The sequence below is a fragment of the Lysinibacillus sp. FJAT-14745 genome (genome assembly GCF_001275675.1).
Taxonomy (GTDB): domain Bacteria; phylum Bacillota; class Bacilli; order Bacillales_A; family Planococcaceae; genus Lysinibacillus.
Genome location: NZ_LITM01000002.1, coordinates 233,311 through 258,475 on the forward strand (window position 1 = coordinate 233,311; position 25,165 = coordinate 258,475).

A 25,165-nucleotide genomic window follows, 5' to 3' on the forward strand; every position below is an offset into this window, starting at 1 on the left:
GCCCGCAGGAAAGCGAGTAGCCCGTAGCGGAAATCAGCCTCTTTGGATGTATAAAAATGGTTAATCAACACACCTGTCATCTCATTAATTAATTCTATCAAAAACCTCATTTACTTGTGATACGGCTCATCGAAACTAAACGTTAAATTGCCGTCTCCCCTTTCTATATGATTAAAAACATGACTTAGTTTAAAATTTGGAGGAAGTTTAGTGGATTTGTTTACTTAATGTTGGATGTAACAAAAGTGATTTAGCTCATCAGTTAATATGAGAATTTTCACGAACCTTAAGATAATGTAATTTGCATAAAAAAATCTCCAATAGTTAGAATGATGTAGCACTTTTCTCGAAAAGGAACCCATAAAATAACAAAAGAGTATGTTTTGAAATAATTGTTCAAAACATACTCTAATTTTTTTGTGTATTGCCTGCTAACTACTTAATTAGTTTGATACTTTGACTCCTAAGATGAAACCTTATCTGTTTCATTGTCCTTAGATGATAAAAACTCTTTTAATGCCTTTTTATTCTTATCTAAATCAATATCCAAGACGTCACCTACATTGACACGTTTGTCTTTATAAGAATCTGCAACAGGAATTCGTAAAGTGTCCATACCTTTAGATTTACCGTTTATTAACCCTTTTGCAATTGTAAGGATTGTTTTATTATCAACATTCGTATCAAAGTATGAATCTGCAACGCCAAGTATTTTTGGTAAATTCATTAAACTTGAAACACCGATTTGTTCTTTCACCTTACCCAAAACCTCTTGCTGGCGTTCCACTCGCCCAAAATCACTTAAGCGATCATGGCGGAATCGTACGTAGCCTAATAACTCGTTACCATGTAAAACTTGTTCCCCAGGATGTAATGTCATACCAATTCCATGGGACATTTCATAAGGAATATCAACCTTAATCCCATCCGGTGCTAACAGATCTACTATTTTAGGGAACCCTTTAAAATCCACAAGAGCGTAATAATTTACATCAATATCGAAATTTTGCTTAATTGTTTTCCTTACAAGTTCAGGACCCCCTAAAGCAAAAGCAGCATTTATTTTATTCATTCCGTGATCTGGGATGTCGACATACGTATCCCTCATAATCGAAACAAGTTTGACATCATTTGTCGTTTGATCATAGTGTGCAATCATTAACGAATCCGATCTACCATCCTCATCTCTAGCGTCACTTCCCATTAATAGCACATTAATCTGACCAAATTGCACATCCGCACCTTCAAATGGGTCAAACGCCTTTTCGTTATTTTTTATATGACTATCGTCTGCCATAGCCAATCCGCTATTGTATTGATAAACCCCATAAATAATCCCTGCTACGATTACTAATGCGAATGCTAAGAACAAATTCCTTAGCCATTTACGGCTCTTTTTGCTTCTTCTCATAAATCAATCCACCTATCATTTAACTTTAAGTTATTTTTTTTAGTAACGCCTTTGTAGTAAGTTGTACAGCTATTGCATCGTCTAAATAACCAATAGGAAATAAATAATCCGGTATTACATCTACTGGAATAATAAAATATAATAATGTACTTCCGATTACGGTTAGTTCAAAAAGTGTTCCTTTTCCCAATGTGAATTTCTCATATAGCTCTCTTAATTTACTTATAAATGGGCCTATGCTTCCTACACTCTTAATTTTTTCATCAAAATCCTTAAGGATCGTATTTTTACCTTCTTCTGTTTGTGCATATAATCCATAGCTTTCTAGTTTCTGTTCAACATGTGATACCGAAAATTGATCATCGTAAACATTTGAAGATTTAAGAAGAGCTTGTATTGCGTCAACAGACGTATGAATATCTGAATCTGAATCTGACTCCTCTTGTTTCTGTTCAATCGGGTATCCTGCTGCTTCAAAAAGATTGATTAAAGGAACTTCAAGGCAGTCAGCAAATTTTTCTAAATGTTGTGCTGTCGCCTTTCTCTTATCATTTATTATCCGTGAGATCGTAGCTGTATCGATTCCAGTGAGTTCACTAAACTTCCGCATAGATAATGAACGTTCTTTCAATAACTCTCTCAGCAATAAACCAAGTGTATTACTGTTTCTCTGTTCAGCCATTTTCGATTCTCCCTTCTTACAGTGACTAACGTGACTTAAAGCCGTTATCTAATATGAAATTATCATTCTCAAGAAGTGTATAATTATGTTGACATTTTGTCAACGCCCAAAACATTGACGCGGCTCGACATAATTGCATCTGCTGAAATAAGTTAAAAGAAAGCAGCAAAAGCAATTATTAACAACATTACTCCACTAATAATTGTTCCAACTTGCCCTACAGTAAATGTGCCGATCCGAACATCCGCTACTTTACTTCCTAAACTAACACCTAACCAAACCGTAATAAAACTCCCAATTGCAGCAAGTATCGAGATGACAAGCGGCGAAAGACCGAGTAAACCTGCACCTACCCCATTCGTAAGGGCATTCGCCGATAAGGCAATGCCGAGAAGTACAGCTTCTCCCCATCCAATTTCCCCAGACTTATTGAATTGTGCTTCCTCGGGATTTCTTAAAATATCTTGAACATTATTATTGGACTGCATTTCATTGTTACTATCCACTTTTGAAGTTTCTTGTTTCCGCGGTTTAGCCAAAAGAATAATCCGAATGCCGATGATAAATAATAATAACGCTCCGATGACCACGGGAAGTATACCTGGAAGAATTTTTGACATCCATACACCAAATGAAATGCCTCCCATACTCATAAGAAAACAAATGACCGAGATTAAAATATTTTTATCAAATCTAACATTTATCTTCCGAATCCCGTAAGAAAGTCCGACACCTAAATTATCAATACTGGATGAAAAAGTAAAAGCCACAATGATTAACCAATTCACTCAACCACACCCCTTATTTTTTTATATTTTATTATTCGTGTTGACAAATGGTGCCTATTTATCCGAAAATTGTTGACAAAAAAACAACATTATTTTGGTAACACAATAAAGTATGCGAATTTATAAAAAAATATTGGCTTATCATCGTAAAGTGGGGTTGATTACATTCCAGCAGAGCTTTCTATGAGCCGATTGAGTCAATGGATATTGATCAGAAGAGGAATTGTATTATTACAGCGTTTATCCCCCCTATATTCCAATTCGGAATCAAAACTGATCATTTTACGCATTTCTGTTCAATAAAACTCTCTGTTATGCTCAAACAAAGGAGCTGAGGGACAATGACAACAACGTGGAATGCCAATTTATATGATCAAAAGCATGACTTTGTTTCAAAATTTGGAGGAAGCTTAGTGGATTTGCTTGCACCACAAAAAAATGAAAGAATTTTAGATGTCGGCTGTGGCACAGGTGATTTAGCCCATGAAATTGCTGCTCTTGGCGCCACTGTTCAAGGGATAGATGCCTCCCATGACATGATTATCGCTGCACAGCAAAAATACCCAGACATTACGTTTCACACAATGGATGCTACCGCACTTCATATGACAAATCAATTCGATGTAGTCTTTTCAAATGCAGCTTTACATTGGATGAAACAGCCGGATGAAGTCATTCAAAATATTTACAGCGCTCTTAAACAAGGTGGTCGATTCGTCGCTGAAATGGGTGGACACGGTAATATTGCTGCTATTATTTGGGCACTTCAAAAAAGTATGGAGGAATTAAAGCTTTCTTATATTGAGGAATATTTCCCATGGTATTTTCCAACTTTAGAAGAATATCAGTCGAAGTTGGAGGAAGCTAGATTTACAGTTGAAATGATTACATTATACGAGCGCCCAACACCGCTTCAAGGCGAGGATGGGTTACGTAATTGGCTAATGATGTTCAGTAATAATATGCTAAAGCATTTATCAGAAATTGAAAAAGAACAAATTTATGCAAAATGCGAGGAATTATTAAAGCCAAAGTTTTATCAGGATCATCAATGGATTGCTGATTATTGCAGATTACGCTTTGTTGCCATAAAAAAATAACAGTCTTTTATACATGAAATCGCAAAAAGTATTGACGAATATTTTAGGACATAAAAACGCTTGGAAAATATCCAAGCGTTTTTCTTTATATTTATTTGTTTGAATTTCCAGACTGCATTTCGTAATTTCTAACGAGCATCCCGTTTGATTTTATCATTCCAAACTTCTCATAATAAGGAACTAAGTCATCGTCACAACACAAATCAACCATATAGATATCATCAAGTTCCTTTAACATTTGTTTGACTAATTCCTTGCCAATACCTTTATTTTTATACTCCGGCAAAACTTCAAGGAACGGAATGTAGGCAGATAGAACCCCATCGCTAATAGCTGTTACAAACCCAACTACTTTATTAGAATTTTCTTCAATAGCAATGATCACTTTACTGCTGTTTTTTAACAGTTTTAAATGAGTTTGTGGATTTGGTGGATTCGGCCAATCAACAAAAAAGCCATTCAACATTTCAGAAGAAATTCCATCAAGAGAATTTTTGTATATCATCATATATCAACTCCTAAATTTTCTTTAAATTTTTAGGTGGATGATATATATCAAAAATAAAGTAGCAAAATTGCGACCTCCAAACATTTTGTGATTACTATAAGATATTCGATTCAAATTCTTAAAATCCTTCTTTATTCTACTTTTTGATTAGATTCAAGGAATAAACCTTGGTTTTATGCAGTAATAAAAAAGAACGTATATTTTCATTTGGTAATATACGTTCTTCCATATTATTTTGAGAATTTAATGGTTTTACATAGTACTCTTAACATACTTCTAGTTTTCAAACTACATTAATGAAAAATTGACCTTTTTTAGCCTTCATTTCAAAAGAATATTTTATATTATTTTTTAGTCCATCCAATTTTATGCTTTTTCCTGGTGATATTTCAATTTCATCAACCACAACATGTCCATCTACATCTTTAATTCTTAGAATTACATTACCATTACTATTTGCATGATTAACGACTTCCTTGTCCCAAAAAATACTATCGAACATTAAATAATCTTCGTCATTAAAATATAATGTATTCCATTCTTCCTGATCGTCCGTTAAATTTACAGTAGCAGTACTCATCGGAAAAAAGATTTGATTTACAGCTTCGACTTCTTGAACAACGAAAGAGCCTATTATTGTAATAATAAAAGTAATCAAAATGGAAATTACGATTTGAATACGACGCTTTTTATTTATTCTTTTAAATGGCGCTTTTGCTATCATTACTTCTTCTGGCAGAATATCATTTGTTGGCTGCTCCATCACTTCTAGATACAATCGACACTCTTCACAATGATGTAAATGTTCCTCAACAACTTTAGTAGTATCTTCACTACAAATGCCATCAATATATGAGGGTAATAAATCCTTAATAATATTACAGTTCATCATCATCACCTCGGACCCTTTCTACCAATTTTAATTTAGCTCGATAATACGTTACCCTTGCCCTATTCTCACTTTTATCGAATATCTCTCCAATTTCCTTGAAACTAAGATTGACAGAAGTTCTAAGTAAAAATATTTCACGATACGGTTCTTTTAATTGATGAATTTCCCTATGTAATGAAATAAATGTATTACGTTTTGCAAGCTCCACGTCTGGTAATTCCGAATTAGATGGAACATCCAACCCCATTTCCATCATTTGTTCTACACTACTATGGCTATAACGTTTTTCCTTTTTTAAATGGTTATAGTATGTATGTTTTGCAATTTGACATAACCAAACAGACATCTTACATTCACCGTTGTATCGCTCAATTGACTTTACAGCTTGATAAAAAGTTTCTTGCGTTAGTTCCTCAGCTAAATCGACATTAGTTGTTAAACAAATAAGAAACCGTTTTACTTCATCTGCATATGATTTGTAAATTTCACTTAAATTCTCCACTTTCCTCCCTCCCCTCGTGACACTTATATATAGATATTTAATAAGATTTGTTACAAAAAAATCTATTTTTCCCAATTATTTTTTTAATTTAAATAAAAAATCCTTCACAATCATGATTTTACTCAAATTGTGAAGGTTCATAAAAACAATCTCCCTATCATGAACGGGGTATTAAAATCACCAAAACACCAATCAAACAAATGCCTGCTCCAACGAAATCCAAGATGTCTGGTTTTTTCCCGTCGATTCCCCAGCCCCATAAAATGGATAGGACAATAAAGACACCTCCATAGGCAGCGTAGACTCTTCCAAAGGTTGGGAAGGTCTGAAAAGTTGCGACAACCCCATATAAAGCTAACGCAATCCCACCTATAATTCCCCAATAAAATGGTTTACCTTCTCTTAACCAAAGCCAAATTAAATAGCCGCCTCCAATTTCGCCAATACCTGCGAGGATAAATAATAATGTTGCACTGATCATTTTTTTCACTCTTTCTATTTATGTTTAAAAGAAAAATTGCATTATCTGCTCTATTATACATAAAAGCACGTTACCATGAATGAAATCAAAAAATTTCGCCTTTCTCCTATACAACCATTTATTAGCGGTTGTTTATTTTAACAGGAGAAAGGCGAAAAATTGAAAGTAGATATCGCTTTTATGTACTCCCCTTACTTGTAACACTCTTTCTTACTTCTTCCTCTCTTTATTACAATCCCCAGTATGTAATCGTATCTGCTACGCCTATAAAAATCAGAATAACACCCGCTACGATTTGTATTACTCGTCCCATTTTCATGCTTGTACGCATAATGAATCTTTTTGCATCAAATAAATGAATAAGCCCTAGCATTACTAGTAATGGGACAGAGGTTGCTATTCCAAAAATGGCTGGTAAAACTATCCCATACGAAGAGGTTACGACTGTTGGCATTAACCACACGAAAAATAGCACAAACATCGTAGGGCAAAAGGCTATGGAAAAACTAGCACCCATCAGAAAGGAGCCAATTTTACCCTCTTTTAACACAGCCGGAATGTACATAGGAATTCGATTTAGAAATTTCAATTTTAAAATTCCAATTACCACGAGTCCTGTGATGAGCATGATCGGACCAATCGCTTTACGAAAAATAGGAAAATACTTAGTCATCTCAGTTTCAAAGGACTGACCGAATAACCAGGCGAAGAAACCTATTAAACTAAATACGACGACTTTCCCAAGTATAAAAAATACAATTTCTTGCCAATTGTTTTTCATTTGCAATGTTCGATTTCCATAAAAAGTGATAGCACTCATATTCCCCGTTAATTGACAAGGAGCTAAAGCGCCTATTAATCCAAGAAGAATCGCAATAATGAATGGGGAATGTTCATAGGAGTTCAAAAATACTGTAATAGGATCACTAATGACTTGGCTTATTTTGGAAATTAAACTATACATCTAAACACCTTCTATTTTTTTATAGTAAGTCACAGATTCAGTACCTCTAGTTTTTACTTGCGTCTTTGTAAATCAGATGACAAACTGCTAAAAACTCCTCAATATCCACTGATACATATTTCGTTAAAAAATAGGTACTCGAAACGATATGGGAACATTCCTTTAACGAATAGCTATGCAGCAATTGCTGGTGAGATTCAGCCTCAATTACACTCTTTGGTAAAAAGGCAATTCCTAATCCTTGCTTAACAAAGTTTTTAATAACCTCTGTTTGATTAATATTCATACTTTTATAGCTTGGAAATTGCTGTAACACCTGTTGTATGTCCTGCCAGTAAGGTGCATATTCATGCGATCAATTATGCCTCGGCATAATTGCGTCCGGAATCGGCTTTGTACTTTTGCACAAAGAATTCCTTTCCGATTCCGTGACATCCGCCGGAGGCTTTAACTTCTTTCAGTGGATGTTTGGACATCCACTGAAAGAAGTTAAAATAGTTTCCTGCTGTAATAGAGTCCGTGCATCTGTCGCCTTTTTTGATATCGGAGCAATCAGTTGCAGTGGTTCCTGTGCGAGAAGAACTGTGTGAAGATCACGCGTTGATGTCAATTTTGATAAACCGATATCTACTACGCCAGCATATACCGCTTCCCCGATTTCATTGGACTTTAACAGTTCAATCGTTATTTGAATGGAAGGTTTTTGCTGCTGAAATGTATCAATGATTACTGGCAATGTGGAATTGGCAATTTGTGGTGCGACACCAATCGTTAACTGGGACGTATAGCCATTCAAAAGGGATACTGTAGTTTGTAATCCTTCATCAATCGTTGTCATCATTTTCTCAGCGTGCTGAAGGAAGTGAGCACCAATATGATTTAATTTCACATGCTTTCCCTGTCTATCAAAAAGTGTTGTTTGTAGATCTTTTTCTAGGTGTTGAATATGCTTAGAAACTGTTGATTGTGTAATAAAACGTTGTTCTGCCGTCTCACGAAAATTCTCTGTTTTCGCAGCAACAATAAAAGTTCGTAACCATTCTGTTTCCATAAATAAGCCTCTCCAGTTTTTCATTCATTATATCGAATTCTATTTACCTCTTGAAACCTTTTCTAAAAACTGGCGACTGTTCATACCAAACAATTACAGAAATTGGACAATTAAAAAAGCAGTTGAAGATCCCCAATTTCTTGTATCTTCAACTACTTATTATGTTGTCTCATTGTTTTTAAACAATTAGTTAACAGCTTGCTTCACTTTATCGAACACTTCATCGGATGTTGCTAATTGTAACGCTTCTGTTGCTAATGCTTGCATATCCGCTACAGCTAATTTTTTAATTAAGGAACGTGTTTTTAAAATGGATGTTGCACTCATTGAAAATTCATCTAGACCTAAACCAAGTAATAGTGGTACAGCATATTCGTCCCCTGCCATTTCACCACACATACCGGCCCATTTCTTTTCTTTGTGCGCTGCATCAATGACTATTTTAACCAAACGTAAAATAGCCGGATTATAAGGTTGATATAAATAAGATACTTTTTCGTTCATACGATCTGCCGCCATCGTATATTGGATTAAATCATTGGTACCAATCGAGAAGAAGTCCACTTCTTTCGCAAAAATATCTGCCATTACTGCCGTCGATGGAATTTCAACCATAATCCCGATTTCAATCTGTTCGCTAACTGCTACGCCTTTTGCAAGTAGGTTCTCCTTTTCTTCTAAAAGAATCCCTTTTGCGTCACGGAATTCTTGCAATGTAGCAATCATAGGGAACATAATTTTTAGGTTACCATAATTTGATGCACGTAGTAATGCCCGCAATTGTGTGCGGAAAATGTCTTGATGATCTAGACATAGACGAATCGCGCGATGGCCGAGGAACGGGTTCATTTCATCTTGCAGTGGTAAATAGGGTAAATTTTTATCTCCACCAATATCAAGTGTACGGATGACAACCGCTTTCCCTTCCATTCCTTCTAATACCATTTTATACGCTGTAAATTGTTCGTCTTCTGACGGTAAGTTTTCTCGTCCCATATATAAAAATTCTGTACGATATAAACCGATTCCTTCACCACCGTGACGAAGTACACCTTCTAAATCGTTTGGTGACCCAATGTTCGCAGCAAGTTCAACTTGAACTCCATCTTTGGAAATCGTTTTTCCATGTAGTAATGTTGCCCATTCTGCTTGTTGAACAGTAAAGTTTTCCACTTTTTTTCTATAGGTTGCAACAACGTTTTCTGCTGGGTTCACAAGTACATCACCGGTTAAACCATCCACGATTAATAAATCACCATCTTGAATGGACGTCGTTGCTGTACCTGTCCCTACAACGGCAGGAATTTCAAGGGAACGTGCCATAATGGCAGAGTGAGATGTACGACCACCTATATCCGTAGTAAAACCAAGTACAAAGTTACGGTCCAATTGTGCTGTCTCAGAAGGTGTTAAATCATTTGCTACAATAATCACCTGTTCACTAATCTTACTTGGATTTGGAATATGTACACCGAGTAAATGTGCTAAAACGCGGTTTGATACATCTTTAATGTCTGCAGCACGCTCACTCATATATTCGTCATCCATATTTTCAAATAATGATACAAACATCGCTGAAATTTCACTCAATGCATATTCTGCGTTCACCGCTTCATCAGCAATTTTTTGTTTGATAGGTCCAATTAATTCTGGATCTTTTACGACCAGTAAATGGGCACCGAAAATGGCTGCTTCTTCCTCGCCTAACTTTTCATGTGTTAGCCGTTGAATTGCGGCTAACTCTTCTTCTGTTTTTTCGAGTGCTGCCACTAAACGTTGTTGCTCTGCATCAATATCCTGAATAGTTATTTTCGTAAACGTTAAATCCGGTTGAACTAAACGATATGCTTTCGCAATGGCAATACCGTCAGATGCGGCAATACCTTTGAGTTGTATCATTGTACTAACCCCGTTTCTGAAATTAAATTCGTTAATGCAGTAAACGCTTGTTCTTCATCCTCCCCCTCTAGTTGTAGTGTAAATATTAAACCTTGTTTTAGAGCTAATCCCATAACTTCTAAAATAGATTTTAAATTTGCCGTTCTTTGTTCTGTCTGCAATTCTATAGAAGAAGCAAATGGTGTTGCTGCTGCTACAAGCTGGCTAGCTGGACGCGCGTGAATTCCTTGTGGGTCTACTGCTGTAAATTGTTTTGTGTTCATTGTTTTTTCTCCACTTTTTGTAAATCTGTTAAAATGACAACATTTGGATGTTTTGTTAATACACTTGCTGGTACATCTTCTGTATATTCAGATGCTAGCACACGTTCTAATACATCACGTTTCGCTTCTCCAACTGCGATTAACAAAATGCACTTTGCGCGCATTATGGATTGAATCCCCATCGTAAATGCTTCGGTTGGAACTTCATCAATCGAATCAAAGAAGCGTGCATTTGCTTGGCGTGTTGATTCTTCAAGCGTTACAAGATGTGTCAACGAATCAAAAGATGTTCCAGGTTCATTGAAACCGATATGACCGTTTTGTCCAATACCCAGTAATTGAAAATCTAATGGAAGCTGCTGTAATAATGATTCATAGCGTGCCGCTTCCTCTGTAGGATGATCAGCTAAACCATTCGGTAAATAAGATTCTTTAAATGGTTTGTTGTGAAATAAATGTTTGTGCATATAATAGGCGTAACTTTGTTCATGTTTAGCACTTAGTCCCACGTATTCGTCTAGATTAAAGCTAATGCAATCAGTAAAATCGATATTAGTCTGACAAATTTTAGTATATAACGATTCCATTGTACCACCTGTAGCTAGACCGAACGTTGTAGCGCCTTCATTTTTAGTATTCACGATGATGTCTACTGCACGAGCGTATAAATCTTCTTTTGAAGCAAAGCGTTCCAGTTTCAATTTCTATTCCCCCTTATTTATTTTTTAAACCTACTAACTAGCATACGATTTCTTAGGCTTCGTAGATTACCTTGCCAGCCTTAACCGTTTGTTGCAATATTTTTTTGGTATAGTTGTCTAGACCACTTAATAGAAAAAAAGCGTTTTCATTGAGTTGCTATCCATTATATTACCACTCTTACAAAAAATAAACACTATTTTTGAAATGAAGTTCCTTAATATTATAAATTCAATGAAGCTATTCCATGCCCAAACATTATCTTATTTCCAGGATGAATATAGTCAAAGCATTGTAACAAACTGCAGCCCAATTGGAAGCTTTTCTTTAACCAATTGGGCTACAGTTCATAATTCTTTTATTTATGCTGTGACATCTCGTTTCATAAAGGACATATAGCTGATCACAAGGAAAAGAACAGCGTAAATCGCAAGGATTGTGAGTGAGAATGGCATTGTCATATCATCTACTATAAAATTGCCTTTTTCATACTGTGTCAAATCTGAATGTGTTAGCCAAATATATTTAACGATTTCAAATCTGCTTAGGAACATCACAATTATTCCACCTGTAAAAGATAAGAACATCGTTAAACCAATCGCTAAAGAGCTTGAACGGAACACTGAGCCTACTAAGAAAGCAAATAATATTGACATGACAAAGTTTCCGCCAGAAAGTAAATAGTGGTATGCTAAGTCATTCCATACTGCTTTTTCAACAACCTGACCATTGACCATTTCTAGCTCAACACCAGTTGTACCACCAAATAGTATCAGTCCAACAAGTGCACTTACAACTACATTGACAACAAATAAGAAGAGCCCAAATATGAATGTTGTAAGTAATTTTGAGGTTAATATTTTTGCACGCGAAACTGGACGTGTTAATAGCATTTTAATCGTACCAGTAGAAAATTCACTAGATACAATACTTGCTGCAACAATAACTGTAAATAATGTCACTACAGTCAGCATGCTACCTGTAAATGACATAAAGCTTTCTACGCTTCCATCTTCTTGAGACGGGACATCGTTTGCTAATCGATACTCAGAAATAGCAATTTGCTCCTCGAAGCGTTTTTTATCATCTGCCGATAAACCGTCATCTTTCATCATCTCTTTATTATTATTAATCGCCTTCTGTTCACTTTCCTGCCACGTTATATCCTCTGTCGTTTTTGTTTCATAGTATTTCAACATAACACCAGGACCAATAATAAATAGGATTAATAGCGCTATCATTGCCCAAGTTCCTTTTTTATGCCATAATTTCATCCATTCATTTTGAATTAGCTTCAGCAATTTGGCCACCTCCTGTCATTTCTAAGAATTGATCCTCTAACGTTTTTTGATGCGGTTGAACGGCAAATATTTGAATTCCTTCATTAACAAATTGCGAAATTACTTTCGGTATATCTTCTTTCTTTATTTCCACTACATAACCATTATTTTCTGTAACAAAGTTGTAATCATGCTTTTGTAGAAGTGCTGCAGCCTGATCATTTGGTGTAGCTTCAATATAATAAAACGAAGAAGTTTCAACGTTGATATCACGAATATCGATGAGCTTGCCATTTTGTATGACAGCCACTCGATCACACATTAACTCAATTTCGGATAATAAATGACTGGAGACAAAAACAGATACGCCATCCTCCTCCGCAATTTTACGCAAATACATACGAAACTCGCGGATACCTGCTGGATCCAGACCATTTGTTGGTTCATCTAAAATTAAAAATTTTGGTCGATGAAGTAGTGCCTGTGCGAGTCCTAGACGCTGACGCATCCCTAGGGAATACGTTGATACCTTTTCATGAATGCGTTTCTCAAGGCCAACTTGTTTAACGACCTCTTCAATACGCTCTTTTGTAACGTTTTTATGCATACGCGCAAAGTGCAGTAAGTTTTTATAGCCCGTCATATATTTATACATTTCCGGATTTTCTACAATTACGCCGACCTTACTAATCGCTTCCTCATAATTGTCCTGTAAAGAAAGACCATCAATAATGACTTTCCCCTCAGTTGGACGCATAAGCCCTGTCATCATACGAATTGTCGTCGTTTTCCCTGCACCATTCGGTCCTAAAAATCCAGTAATTTGACCTGGATATAAATCGATATTCAATTGCTGAATCAACTGCTTACCACGAATGGTTTTTGAAATATTTTGCAATTGAACAATTGGTTGTGTTGTCATTCATTTCACCCTTTCTTATAATAAGCCTTCATCCATTGCACAGCATCCTTATTCGAGACATCACGAATCGTCTCTACTTCCTCATGTGCAATGATCGAACCATTTTGCAATAAAATGATTTGATCTAAAATAGGCTCTACTTCATATAACTCATGCGTTGATAATAATATTGTTTGGTTTTCAATATCTGTAAATTGAATTAACCCTTTAATAAGCTGTTCACGAACAATTGGATCAAGACCTGAAAATGGCTCATCCATTAAATAAAAGGGTACTTCTCGCCCAAGAGTTGCGGCCATTTTCATTCGACCACGGTTCCCCTTTGATAAATGACGTAACTTCATATTTTTATCAACCTGTAAAAACTCTGCAACAATACATGCCTTATCATACGAAAAATCTTCGAATTGAGATGCATAGTGCTGAAAAAGCTGCTCACCTGTGTAAAAATCAAAAAACAAATCAATATCTGGTAAATAAGCAATTTTATCAGCACTTCTACGTGTAACAGGTGTTCCATTTAGCGATACTTCACCACTAGATGGACGTAATAAACCTGCCAACACTTTTAATAATGTCGACTTGCCACTACCATTTTCTCCAACAAGCCCAATGATTTGTCCAACAGGAAAGGAAAAAGACACATCTTGTAGAATAGGCTTTTTCATATACCGAAAAGAAACGTTTGATAACTGTAGCATTTATTTCACCTCACGATTTATTTTGTAAAACAACGAGCATCTCTTCCTTTGAAAATCCAAGCGCTTCAATGGAAGTTAAAAAATGATCTGCTAATTGGTTTTTCATTTCTTCGCGTAAAAGCGCAATTCGCTCTTCATTGGTTGTAATAAATGTACCTTGACCTCGTTTGGTTTCCGTTATATTCATCGCTTCTAACTCCTTATACACCCGTTGCACAGTATTTACATTGACACCTGTTTCCACTGCATATTCTCGAACCGAAGGAAGTCGATCTCCAAGCACTAGCTTCCCTTTCAAAATGTCCCCACATATCCGATCTACGAGCTGACTATAAATAGGCTTATCACGCGAAAAGTCGATTGTCATCGTAAAACCACCTTTTCAAGCCACTTTGTCGCTGTGATAAATAGGATGGCTACAAAAATAATAGTTGCTACTTCTTCTACGACATACATTGTGCCTAAAGTTGACTCCATTGTTAGTAATTTCGGGAAATATTGTTCCAGCCCCGTTAATGGTATCCCTATATGATGGAAAATATTATCATATAATTTACTTTCTGTAAATTTAAACCATAAATTCGTGCTGAAGAAAAAGGTAACCATAGTGATAACAATAGAAAATCTACCAATTAAATGTTTCATTTGGAGATTAAATGCTAAAAATAATACCATTATTACAAACATCATCAATTGAAGAATTACAATAATTGCTACAAAAAATAACAACAATAAAAGTACTTGGGCGAAGTTGCCTACAATTTCATCTTTGACTTTGTAAATAGCTATACTCATAAAGATAATATTGAAGATAGCATATCCTATTAAAGAAAATACGATTTTCACACCTACAAGCTGTGCAATAGAACTAGTTGAATGCAGCCATATCTCTTTGGTCTTTAAGTCATGACGAATACTAGCTAGGAATTGTAATACCGAAAAAAATCCACCTAATACAAGTACTAGTATTGAGAAGGCAAATGACAGCTGATTTTCCATCGTAAATTCACCACTAAACCGCCTTATTAAATATGGAACTACAATTGACAGCATGATCCCTATAAAAATCCCAACAAATAGCCACGCTCTATAAAGCACCCATTCTTTTTTCAATAACCCTGCAAAATTTTTCAAAGTAAACACCTCGTGTCATAGTGTACTAGTCAAATAGTACACTATGACTTTTAACTTTGCAAGTATTAAATGCAAAAAAAGGAAGAACCGCTAATTAAATGGCTCTTCCTTCATGAATTTAAGCAGAATAACGTATGCCTCTTGCCTTTTCAGCAAAGCGAGGGGGTGATTTCCGTACTGACTGGGCGCTTTGTTACTGTCGCTAGGCTTTCGCACAGATAAAACATTTGTTGCTTTCGCGCAGAGCAGAGCTTCCTGGGGGCATTCTGTCTCCACTCCAATCAACCATTTCATCTGACATACGTTTTACAAAATGGCATCCAACTTTTTTAGTTTTATCGGAACACTTTCAGGAATTATCGCCCAACTTTTAATTTTTATCGATAAACTTTCACGTTTTATCACCCAACTTCTGAATTTTATCGACATCCACCTTGCAAAGAGCAAAAAAAAGATTCACACACAAAACTGTGCATGAATCCTTTTACTATTCATTCTTGAATGGAGAAGTTAAAGTTTATCAGCGCAAATGCGGAGTGTTAACGCTACTCGCTCTCCCAAAATATATATATTTAGACTGTTGTCATTGGTTTAACAGAAAAGCTTCTAACACAGTGATAAAAGCCAAATCTAACCCATTTTCCCAACTACTTTAACTTCTTTTCATCTAAGTCAAGTTCGATTATTTCATTAGTGAGCATGTATTCTTGGGAGTTGTCGAATTTGGAAATAAAAGGAATAATTTTAATTTTCCCACCTTCTAATGCCTCAAAACGATTATAGTTTTCAAAACGGAAATGATGTCCGATTGTCTCTTGTATGGCTTCTCCATGTTCATTCTCTATTTTAAAATATACATCATCAACAATATTGGACATTTTATATACTAGTTTTGAAGAAACAGGTGTTAAAATTAATTCTTCTACTTCAATATTTTGACCATTCTCTAAAGTAAAGCTATGGTTAATCGGGATTTTTTTTGAATTTGCGATGAGGTTCTCACCAGAAGCTTTAAATTTAAACGACCATTTCCCTTTCATCACTTTTTCCGAATCGCTTCTTTTCAAATCATTGAATACGATGCGCATCGTTTTTTCTTTATGCATATCCATATGCCCAATATCCGCAGTCCAAAAGTAATGAATGTAGGACTCTGTTATTTCTTGTGGACCACCGCCACCACCTAGTTCAACCTTTTTGCCGTCAATATATATATCAATATCTGAAAACCAATTATAAGCTAAATCATTATTCTCTAACTTCGTATAGAATGTACTACTAATAAGCAGTTGCCCTTCATCTAAAATAACCTCATTTAACGTGACTTTTACCCCATTATCTTTAACAGAGTCCCCAATAATCGTTTTAAAATCCGTGAGTGTATCTGCTTGTGAATAAACGAAAGCCTCTAATTTTTCCCCAACAATCGGGATATTCGCCAGAGCAAAATTAGAGTTCACCGCAATAATTGCCATAAGGGTAAGTGAAGCAACCGCTGAAAGCGTCTTTACCGGCATCGAACGACGTTTATGTAATTTCTTTTTTATTCTTTTCTTAATGGATTTTTTTTCGATATCTGTTAAGGTTGATTCTTCAAACTCTTCGAAATTGATTTTTTCATCATTCAACTTTTCAAATAATTCCTTCACGTAGATTCCTCCTATTCATGTAACTTATTTTTAATTACCGCACGTAATTTTTTACGCCCACGAGATAGTCGATTATAAAGGACCGATGTATGAATACCCTGCGCTTTTGCCAGTTCCTCAATACTTTTTTGTTCGCCATAATGCTGTAAAAATAGTAATTGATCCTCTTTTTTTAAAGATGAAAGTAACTGTTCTGTTTGGCTGCTTAAGATATTCGCCATTACTTGTGTTTCGGCATGATTAAAATCGATGAGCATATGATCTTCAAACTCTTGTTGAAGGAGAAATTTTTTATATTGTCGTTGATAATCAATTGCCTTGTGCTTGGTAATAGCACCAATCCAATTTTTTAGAGAATTTTTACTGTCGTCATAATACATAATGTTATTCCAAATCAATAGAAGTACGTCATCTAAGCACTCTTCTTGAATACTTTCTAAGTTCCCCAGATATTTCTTGATGATGGACTTCATGATGCCACCGTATTGATCGACTATAAAAAATAACGCTTTTTCATTTTTCATGATAAGTTGTTCCACTACATTTTTTTCTGTAATTTTCATGTTCCACCTCCACTTCTAAGGGCCCTCTACTCTTATTACGTATACAAGAAGATGATTTCTATCAAAAAAGCATTTTTTTATATCAAGAAATTAAATTCGTTGTCTTAAAAAACTAAGTGAATTGCAAAGAAAAATTGAGCTCTTCCTTTGATTTTTTTCGATTTAAATTGTTGTCATTAATCTAGTATAAAATCTTGAAAGTCACATCTAACCCATTTCCCAACTACTTTGACTTTTAATCTCGTCGCATTTTCTGGGTATAAGCAAGGGGCGTTTCTTCGACTTCCATTAATTCAATCGTATCAGCAAGAGCCCCTGCTAAAACAGCTTGTTTCACTGCTGTGAGAAGATAGATTTCCTTAAATAAAGATGATTAGTGTCACTCTCAGAACATCTTGTGCCTTACTTAAAAAAACAGGCGATCCCTTAGTCTTATTGACCAAATAGAATCGCCCTGCTTCATTTCATAATGACACAAGCTAATAAATTTTTTGATGCTCTAAAACCAATGATTTATTGCCAACTCGGTACGTAACTACTATAGAAATCCTACATTCTTCATTGTGAGATTGAGTGTTAATTGATACAGCAACTCATATTCCGATTTCCCTCATTTTCTCCGTTACTTGCCCCACTCTGCCATCAATATTCGTTCCGTCAAACTTCGGAAGTTTCAGCTCACTTACGATTTTTCCATCGCGCATAAACATAACACGATCCGTCTTCGCCGCAACCTTTGCATCGTGAGTGACAAGCATGATTGCAGTACCGCCCGCGTTAATTTCGGAAAAGATGTCCATGATCTCCTGTGCTGATTTTGAGTTAAGAGCACCTGTAGGCTCATCACCGAAGATGATTTTCGGGTTGTTCAAAAGCGCTCGGCATATCCCTGCTCGCTGTAGCTGCCCTCCCGAAACTTGAGTAATGTCGCGCATTTCAAGCTCCGCAATGCCTACCCTCTTCATAAGTGCCCTTGCCTTCTCCGAAATTTTTGCAACATTTTTTCTGTTATCGCGCATTGATGGAAGAATAATATTATCAAAAATATTTAGATTTTTGAGCATCGTTGGCTGCTGAAATACAAAGCCCATTTTAGTTCTACGTATGTCTGAAAGTTCAACCTCCCCGACTGACGATAAATCATTGCCATCAAAAATAACCTTTCCGCCATCAACGTTGTCCATGCCGCTTAGTGCAAACATTAGCGTTGATTTTCCCGAGCCTGAGGGTCCCATTATCGCCACAAACTCACCCTCGTTTATGTCAACGGACGCTCCGTCGAGAACATTGCACTTTTGATCGTCCTCGCCGAAAGATTTTACAATGTGTTCACCGATTATAATCTTCTTCATATGCTACTCCTTTATATTTTCGGATATTTTTATTTTCCCCGCGCCCGATGTGCCAATTATTGTTGTGATCAGTACCGAGCATACCATCATTAATGGACAAAGCACGTACGCAGAAAGTGGATTGACCGAAAAACTAAACGACGACGCCCCAAACGAGGTGATAACTGCGCCTGCCAGTACCTCTCCAAGAGTATTTGCCAGAAGAGTGCCAAGAACAATTCCGATAATGGATACGAATACCGCTCGCGAAGCAAACTGTATCGTAATATCCGAGTTTGTAAAACCTAATGCTTTCATGACGGCAATAGAATATCTGTCCTTTGTGACAAGCATTTTCATAAACAACAGCGTTACTAGTACTGTTATTACGAGTGCTATGGCAATTGCGGCAATGGAGGCCTTTCCGACCGATTTTATGGTCGAGCCGAATGTTTGAGTCACAAATTCATCAATATTGGAAATCTTTGCGAAAGTAAATCTGTCCGCATACTCTGAGACTTTTTCATTTATAAGAGATTTATTTGAAAGCTTTGCACAAATAACGCTCCACATTATATTTTCCGAAGTGTCGGTAAAAACAGCCTTTGCCGTTTTCCCTCCGTTAGTAATGTCAGAATAAATGCCACTCACGGTGAGCTTTATGTCCTTCCCCTTCATCACGACCGTAATAACATCGCCGACTTTTTTGCTCATTTCATCAGCGTTCAAAGCTGAAAGTGCAATTTCGTTTTCTGATGTGGGTGCTCTGCCCTCAGTATATTCAATTGGGAATATCGAATGGTCGCCGAGTTCGATTTTTATATTTTCTTCCGAACCGTCTTCCGTTTTTGTTTTGAATGTCTTAGTTGTAAGGATGGTATATTTTGCAATGGCACTATCGCTGTTCATAGATGTTAAAACTTCCGCAGATTTTTTAGAAATATGATCAGTCTGCTGAATATCGATACGAATATCGTAGTTTCCAATACCCATATATTTAATGAAGCTTGTTGAGGAAATCGTGTTGTAAAGGTTTTGTGGAACAATAATGATAAATGCTGAAATAACAAGTACGGCAAGCATTGTGGCATATAGCCTTTTCCTTGCGAGAACATCTTTGATACCTAGAAAAATATTCGTGTTAAGCAGCTTGTTTTTGTTCAGACAAAAACGCTTTGTGCCTGCGTTTTTTTCCTGTGAAGTGCCAAAGCGTATTGCTTCTGCTGCAGATATTTTCCGAAAGCGTCTTAGCACTCCGTTTACATAGGCTATTATCGCAAGGAATACAAGCAGTATGCCGATTATTCCTAATGCCGCGGCAAATGAAGAGTTTTCGCTTTCACCCATATGAAGTCGGATATTTTCAAGAAGCAAATCTTTGAACATCAACGAAAGTGCAAAACCAAGAATACTACCTCCAGCCGCAATAGCTGTGTACTTTGCAAGGTAAATTTTTTTAATGTCGGAAAGACGTAGTCCTATCGCCTTCATAACACCAATTTCACGGTATTCGTCCTCAATTTTCGCAAGAAGTGTAAAACGTATGCACATAAATGCGATTGCAACGACAAGAACACTTATCAGAAGTATAACGGCTATCATGATCCCATCGGAAAGCGCGTTAAGTGTTTTGAAAAGCGGATATGTAATCGTTGGTCCGTTCGCTTCAAGGCCTGCGGAGGCATAAGCAGTTTCAAATTCACCTAGCGCCGATAAATCCTTTAGTCTAAACTCAATCAAATACTCCGTACTTCCATGATCTTTTATTGCCGCGTAATCATTCGGACTGACAAGAAACCTTTTTGAGGAAGACAGCATAGAATTCATCTGTGAATCACGGAGGAACCCCGCTACAGTAAATTTCTTGCCGCTTATTACAGCTTTATCACCGACCTTTATGGCGAGGTCCTTCATATAATTTATTGGAACATAAAGCTCGCCGTCAGAAACGTTTATAACATTTCCATCAAGATCAAGAAGATAATCAAATTTTTCACTCTGTATGCTGAAACCATTGTCTTGAACATTATTCGCAAATGAACGATCACCTAAAATAATTTGCTCGTTATCCATATTGAGAAACTCAAGTACTTGAAATTCATCGACATTGCTGTTGTGCTCCGCGAAATTCGCAAGCCTTACAGTATCAATATCCCCCGAGTGCATTTGCATAAAATGCGGCGTTTTCGCCTGATTCATAAGTGAATCGATAGCACCAGAAAGATTAACCATAAGTATCGCCGATAAAGAAACGAGCATAGCCGCAGCAGCGACAAATAACGTTGTTGTCAGCGTTATCAGTTTGCTTTTAGCAATGTCATTACGGATTAATCTGAAATACATACGTCACCTCTGTTTTCAAGCTTTTTCACTGATTTCAAGTTAAACAAAATGAATGAAGTAATACTTAATAAAATTCCAGCAATTATAATAAGTAAGCCCGTTCCTCTGCCTTGACCTGTACCGGTAATTTTACCTACGCTGTCAGCAAGCAATCCACCGTCAACTAGCAATGGAGTGAACACATAATCCGCAAGTACTCCCGAAAGCGCATAGGCCGCTACAAATCCAAACTGTGAAATTACCCCAATAAGTGACCACGCTCTCCCTTGAACAGCATTATCAATGTTGGTACGAACAAGAAAATCCAAACTTGAATTTGCAAATGGCATCATAGCAAAAAAGAAAAAACCTGAAATACAGATTAGAGCTATATTTTCCCGAAGTCCGAATATCGTCATAAATATTCCTTCAAAAAACAGCGAAAACGAAAGAATTTTCACATATCCTTTTTTGATTGGAATAAATCCGATAATCACACTGGATACGAGCATCCCAGTAGCGACAACCGTTTCCACCGTTCCTATTACAGAGCTGTTCGTAAAAGTAAGCAACATCGGAATGGAAAGTGTTTCAATTATTCCAAGATAAAATGTCAGCACCGATGTCATGATGACAAGAACGAGCACACCTCGATTTTCAGAAACTGCACGCCAACCATCTTTGAACTCATGGAAAAATGATTGCGTCTGTTCGTATGTCTTTGAAGCAAGCCCTTTACGTACTGCAAGAGCTGATGTAACGGTTACAAAAAATGTACAAATGTCGATGACAAGCAAAAGCTTTATATCCGAAACGGTGAGCAAAAATCCCGCAATGATAGGTGAAATCAAATATTTTGCAGAACCCGCCACCTGGACTAACCCGCTTGCCTTCGTGTACTGTTTCTCAGTCAGTAAATCCGTAACCGTAGCCTTGTATGCGGGATCAAGCAACGATGAAAACACCGAACTTATTGTAACTCCCACACAAATCTGCCATAGCAGTACTTCCCCACTAAGCATACAAATAAGAATATACACAAGTCCTATCGCTGAAAGACTGTCGCCTAACACCATTAAAAGTCTTCGGTCATAACGATCCGCAAGCACTCCTGCCACAGGGCTTAAAAGAAGCGAAGGCATGAACGCAAGTAAAGTGACAAGTGCCATTGCAGATGCCTTTCCCGTCTGCTGGAAAACATAAATCCCAAGCCCAAACGCTGTAAGCCCGCTTCCTATTGCTGAAATTAGCTGTCCTGACCAAAGCAGAAGAAATTTTTTAAAAAAACCCTTGGAATCAACCATCGTTGTTTCCATTTTCTTCACCCCCACTGCCAAACATCTTCATCATATACATAAGACTTCCGCTTTCGACACCGAGCAGTCTTTCTACGTTAAATATAAAAGCTGGTATACGTGCAGCACGTTCTTCCTCGGTCATATCAACCATATCATCATCAAAAACAGTATTCGTATAGGCCACAATCATTTCCATACATTCATACGGATACGGCGTACTGAATAGTCCCTGCTCAATCCCCTCACGGATTATTTCCGTCAATATCGGTGGAAGGCCGTTAATGATGACTTTTTGTATTTTTTGATGCATAAGCGCGTTCTGAGGCTTATGTATATGGTCAATAATTTCCTTGCCGTTTCCGCCACTTATGTTTAGTGCCATTACAACACGGACAATACGCTCGTGAACGGGTATGCTCTTATCTGCAGCAATGCCATTGGCTGCACTTAAAATTTGAGTATTATATCGATCAATTAACGCGTCCATAATATCTTCCTTCGACTTGAAGTGATAATACAGCGTTCCCCGTGCAATACCAACCTTTTCGAGAATATCGTTAGTACTTGTGCCATCAAAGCCCTTCTGACCGAACAGCTCATCAGCTACATCAAGTATTTCGTTTCTACGCTCCATTGCTTCTTTTCTCATTTTTACTCCTCCTTCATTAGACCGACTGTCTGTCGATAAAAATTATAACACTTTACAATTAATTGTCAATAGGCGTTCCGATTTTGTAAAAAACTATCAATTTATTTTCCTAATCATCTAAAGGTAAACGAGAAACGAATAATGAAGTCTCCTCAATATGTAGAATTCATTCATACTAAAATATCCTTTTACGCATAATAAGTGATAGAATTAAATATAAGAAGTTTATGTGTTAAGAGAGGTATACAAAAATGTCTGAAGTACAAAAAATAGATTATACAATAGGAAAAAAGATACGTGAAAGCTTACAGGCAGATTGCCAAAGCTGTTTTGGTCTATGTTGCACGGCTTTAAATATTGCTGCTTCTAGCGACTTTGCCATTAATAAAGCAGCTGGGACACCTTGCCCTAATCTACAATCGGATTTTAGCTGTCAAATTCATAGTACACTTAGAGATCAAGGGTTTAAAGGATGTACAGTTTTTGATTGTTTAGGAGCAGGACAAAAAGTTTCACAAACAACCTTCCACGGACAAGATTGGCGACAATCCCCTGAAATTTCTGAGAAAATGTTTCGCGTCTTTCCGATTATGGAACAACTTTATGAAATGATTGCCTACGTAGCTGAGGCATTATCTTATAAGGTTGATTCATCCTTATTTAACAAGCTACACATACAATTAGAACAGCTACAGCGTGCAACAGAACTGGAAGCAGATGCATTACTAGCAATAGATATTCCTAATTTCCGATTGCCCGTGAATGGTTTACTGTTAGAAACAAGTGAGCAAATTCGCCAAAGCCTTATCGAAAAGATTAATGGAAAAAACTCTCGAAAGTATGACTATAGGGGAGTCGATTGGATGGGAAAAAATTTAAAGGGCAAGGATTTAAGAGCAACTGATCTTAGAGGATCTTATTTAATTGCCGCTAACCTACAAAATGCAGATTTAAGAAATGTTGATTTCATTGGTGCGGATTTACGTGACACCAATTTACGCGGCGCAGATCTTTCTAGCAGTATGTTTTTAACCCAAATGCAAATTAATTCAGCACAAGGCAATCTTCAAACAAAATTACCCTCCCACTTGAAACGTCCGTCTCATTGGGTTGAATAATTAGAAATAAGGGCAGATGAACGTATTTCATCTGCCCTTCAGACTGTAGATAAATTCTATTTTGTCTAGTATGTATGGTATTTCAAACGGCTTACACCGCTATTTGTAATAAAGTTTGATTAAGACCACAGAAGTATTCAAAGCAGCTGTAATACTTGTGAGCATTGATTCAATCATAACCATAGCTTTGCCTGTTCAAATAGATGTTCAATGCCACATATGAAGATGTAGAAGTGTTCCTGTTATAAAAAAAGGACCTATATGCTATGATATGTAATACGCCAAGCCCCCTAAATTGTTGGAGCTAAAATTTATTATGAAAATTGCACCCAATGTTTATATAATCCCCATTTAAGTAAAGCTGCATTTATAGAAAGTTATTAATTACGAATAAATTCAGAACCCAACTAAGAATTGAAATGATAATAATACTCCAAGCATTTTTCTTACGCTGTGTTACACCTACAATTCCCATAATCACCCCTAATACTGGCGAAAATAGAATACCGATAATATATGCAAAAATATTGTAAGTATTATAACTGTAGGTTTCGTTACTTTCATTACCGTATTTGTCACTATCCATCTTCATTCCCCCCATCTTGCCTTACTAACCGAATTATCTTTCTAATCAACTATACCTCGGCATAATTGCGTCTGAAATCTGCTTTAGGCCAACTTGATGTTGATCACTCAGTCATGTGTTGTTGCTTTCACTTCACTGTCGCTTCGCTTTCACACAGATCAATCACAGGACGTGTCGTTCTAAGACTGAGTTTCTCTATTTCAGAGGATGTTTGGACACCCGTTGAAAGAAGGTAAAATAATTGTAGCACGGAAGAGAAGTAGGTGGTAGAGAAATGGAAAATGTGTAATAAAGGGGCTCATCACCATAACTTGGGGTTGACCATAAAAAATTCAATAAATTTCCATTAAAGTATAGAAAAAAAGTGAAAAC

Annotated in this window: 27 protein-coding genes; 2 read left to right on the forward strand and 25 right to left on the reverse strand. The window is 36.6% G+C overall.

Annotated elements, in window-relative coordinates:
- Positions 1–463: 463 nt before the first annotated feature.
- From AMS59_RS02635 to ytaF, 3 genes are all read right to left on the reverse strand, one after another.
- A complete protein-coding gene (locus tag AMS59_RS02635; protein WP_053482211.1) occupies positions 464–1,411 on the reverse strand; it encodes an LCP family protein in 948 nt (315 codons plus the stop codon).
- A gap of 25 nt (positions 1,412–1,436) precedes the next feature.
- Positions 1,437–2,093 (reverse strand): DUF1232 domain-containing protein, encoded by a 657-nt coding sequence (locus AMS59_RS02640; protein WP_053482212.1) that lies wholly within the window; start codon positions 2,091–2,093, stop codon positions 1,437–1,439.
- 152 nt (positions 2,094–2,245) lie between these two features.
- Positions 2,246–2,881 carry a sporulation membrane protein YtaF gene (gene ytaF / locus AMS59_RS02645; protein WP_053482213.1) on the reverse strand — a complete coding sequence of 212 codons (636 nt, stop codon included), beginning with the start codon at positions 2,879–2,881 and terminating at the stop codon, positions 2,246–2,248.
- 341 nt (positions 2,882–3,222) lie between these two features.
- Here ytaF and AMS59_RS02650 point away from each other — a divergent pair, with 341 nt between their 5' ends.
- Positions 3,223–3,981, forward strand: a complete 759-nt coding sequence (locus AMS59_RS02650) for a trans-aconitate 2-methyltransferase (protein WP_053482214.1) — start codon at positions 3,223–3,225, stop codon at positions 3,979–3,981.
- A gap of 91 nt (positions 3,982–4,072) precedes the next feature.
- On the opposite strand, the gene AMS59_RS02655 is transcribed toward AMS59_RS02650, so the two are convergent.
- The 21 genes from AMS59_RS02655 to AMS59_RS02755 form a co-directional block, all read right to left on the reverse strand.
- On the reverse strand, positions 4,073–4,486 hold the full coding sequence (locus AMS59_RS02655) for a GNAT family N-acetyltransferase (protein WP_053482766.1): 414 nt from the start codon (positions 4,484–4,486) through the stop codon (positions 4,073–4,075).
- 286 nt (positions 4,487–4,772) lie between these two features.
- The gene (locus AMS59_RS02660) at positions 4,773–5,384 is read right to left on the reverse strand and encodes a zf-HC2 domain-containing protein (protein ID WP_053482215.1); all 612 of its coding nucleotides are present in this window, start codon (positions 5,382–5,384) and stop codon (positions 4,773–4,775) included.
- A complete protein-coding gene (locus AMS59_RS02665) occupies positions 5,368–5,883 on the reverse strand; it encodes an RNA polymerase sigma factor (protein WP_053482216.1) in 516 nt (171 codons plus the stop codon). Before AMS59_RS02665 ends, AMS59_RS02660 begins: the two co-directional genes overlap by 17 nt.
- A gap of 157 nt (positions 5,884–6,040) precedes the next feature.
- Positions 6,041–6,364: a YnfA family protein gene (locus AMS59_RS02670; protein ID WP_053482217.1), complete on the reverse strand. Its 324-nt coding sequence runs from the start codon at positions 6,362–6,364 to the stop codon at positions 6,041–6,043.
- A gap of 229 nt (positions 6,365–6,593) precedes the next feature.
- Entirely contained in the window at positions 6,594–7,328 is a 735-nt protein-coding gene (locus tag AMS59_RS02675) for a sulfite exporter TauE/SafE family protein (protein WP_053482218.1), read from the reverse strand.
- Between the two features lie 46 nt (positions 7,329–7,374).
- On the reverse strand, positions 7,375–7,653 hold the full coding sequence (locus AMS59_RS24005) for a LysR substrate-binding domain-containing protein (RefSeq protein ID WP_082337357.1): 279 nt from the start codon (positions 7,651–7,653) through the stop codon (positions 7,375–7,377).
- Between the two features lie 132 nt (positions 7,654–7,785).
- Complete coding sequence (locus tag AMS59_RS24010) at positions 7,786–8,379, reverse strand: LysR family transcriptional regulator (protein WP_082337358.1); 594 nt, start codon at positions 8,377–8,379, stop codon at positions 7,786–7,788.
- A 186-nt stretch (positions 8,380–8,565) separates the two neighbouring features.
- Positions 8,566–10,278 (reverse strand): phosphoenolpyruvate--protein phosphotransferase, encoded by a 1,713-nt coding sequence (gene ptsP, locus AMS59_RS02685; RefSeq protein WP_053482219.1) that lies wholly within the window; start codon positions 10,276–10,278, stop codon positions 8,566–8,568.
- On the reverse strand, positions 10,275–10,541 hold the full coding sequence (locus AMS59_RS02690) for an HPr family phosphocarrier protein (protein ID WP_053482220.1): 267 nt from the start codon (positions 10,539–10,541) through the stop codon (positions 10,275–10,277). Before AMS59_RS02690 ends, ptsP begins: the two co-directional genes overlap by 4 nt.
- Positions 10,538–11,242, reverse strand: coding sequence for a glucosamine-6-phosphate deaminase (locus tag AMS59_RS02695; protein WP_053482221.1), 705 nt, complete (start codon positions 11,240–11,242; stop codon positions 10,538–10,540). The genes AMS59_RS02690 and AMS59_RS02695 overlap by 4 nt, the downstream gene beginning before the upstream one ends.
- Before the next feature lie 360 nt (positions 11,243–11,602).
- On the reverse strand, positions 11,603–12,541 hold the full coding sequence (locus AMS59_RS02700) for an ABC transporter permease (RefSeq protein ID WP_053482222.1): 939 nt from the start codon (positions 12,539–12,541) through the stop codon (positions 11,603–11,605).
- A complete protein-coding gene (locus tag AMS59_RS02705) occupies positions 12,519–13,442 on the reverse strand; it encodes an ABC transporter ATP-binding protein (protein ID WP_053482223.1) in 924 nt (307 codons plus the stop codon). The genes AMS59_RS02700 and AMS59_RS02705 overlap by 23 nt, the downstream gene beginning before the upstream one ends.
- 5 nt (positions 13,443–13,447) lie before the next feature.
- Positions 13,448–14,143, reverse strand: coding sequence for an ATP-binding cassette domain-containing protein (locus tag AMS59_RS02710; protein WP_053482224.1), 696 nt, complete (start codon positions 14,141–14,143; stop codon positions 13,448–13,450).
- A 10-nt stretch (positions 14,144–14,153) separates the two neighbouring features.
- Positions 14,154–14,510 (reverse strand): GntR family transcriptional regulator, encoded by a 357-nt coding sequence (locus tag AMS59_RS02715; RefSeq protein WP_053482225.1) that lies wholly within the window; start codon positions 14,508–14,510, stop codon positions 14,154–14,156.
- Positions 14,507–15,277 carry a hypothetical protein gene (locus AMS59_RS02720; protein WP_053482226.1) on the reverse strand — a complete coding sequence of 257 codons (771 nt, stop codon included), beginning with the start codon at positions 15,275–15,277 and terminating at the stop codon, positions 14,507–14,509. The genes AMS59_RS02715 and AMS59_RS02720 overlap by 4 nt, the downstream gene beginning before the upstream one ends.
- 647 nt (positions 15,278–15,924) lie before the next feature.
- A complete protein-coding gene (locus tag AMS59_RS02730) occupies positions 15,925–16,926 on the reverse strand; it encodes a DUF4179 domain-containing protein (RefSeq protein ID WP_053482228.1) in 1,002 nt (333 codons plus the stop codon).
- Between the two features lie 11 nt (positions 16,927–16,937).
- A complete protein-coding gene (locus AMS59_RS02735) occupies positions 16,938–17,489 on the reverse strand; it encodes a sigma-70 family RNA polymerase sigma factor (RefSeq protein WP_053482229.1) in 552 nt (183 codons plus the stop codon).
- Between the two features lie 593 nt (positions 17,490–18,082).
- Positions 18,083–18,841, reverse strand: coding sequence for an ABC transporter ATP-binding protein (locus tag AMS59_RS02740; protein ID WP_053482230.1), 759 nt, complete (start codon positions 18,839–18,841; stop codon positions 18,083–18,085).
- A gap of 3 nt (positions 18,842–18,844) precedes the next feature.
- Positions 18,845–21,163: an ABC transporter permease gene (locus AMS59_RS02745; protein ID WP_053482231.1), complete on the reverse strand. Its 2,319-nt coding sequence runs from the start codon at positions 21,161–21,163 to the stop codon at positions 18,845–18,847.
- Positions 21,148–22,458: an MFS transporter gene (locus tag AMS59_RS02750; RefSeq protein ID WP_199777655.1), complete on the reverse strand. Its 1,311-nt coding sequence runs from the start codon at positions 22,456–22,458 to the stop codon at positions 21,148–21,150. The genes AMS59_RS02745 and AMS59_RS02750 overlap by 16 nt, the downstream gene beginning before the upstream one ends.
- Positions 22,439–23,089: a TetR/AcrR family transcriptional regulator gene (locus AMS59_RS02755; protein ID WP_053482232.1), complete on the reverse strand. Its 651-nt coding sequence runs from the start codon at positions 23,087–23,089 to the stop codon at positions 22,439–22,441. The genes AMS59_RS02750 and AMS59_RS02755 overlap by 20 nt, the downstream gene beginning before the upstream one ends.
- Before the next feature lie 251 nt (positions 23,090–23,340).
- On the opposite strand from AMS59_RS02755, the gene AMS59_RS02760 reads away from it, so the two are divergent.
- Positions 23,341–24,207, forward strand: coding sequence for a pentapeptide repeat-containing protein (locus AMS59_RS02760; RefSeq protein WP_053482233.1), 867 nt, complete (start codon positions 23,341–23,343; stop codon positions 24,205–24,207).
- A 367-nt stretch (positions 24,208–24,574) separates the two neighbouring features.
- Here the strand turns inward: AMS59_RS02760 and AMS59_RS02765 are convergent, their stop codons facing one another.
- Entirely contained in the window at positions 24,575–24,793 is a 219-nt protein-coding gene (locus AMS59_RS02765) for a hypothetical protein (protein ID WP_053482234.1), read from the reverse strand.
- Positions 24,794–25,165 lie beyond the last annotated feature (372 nt).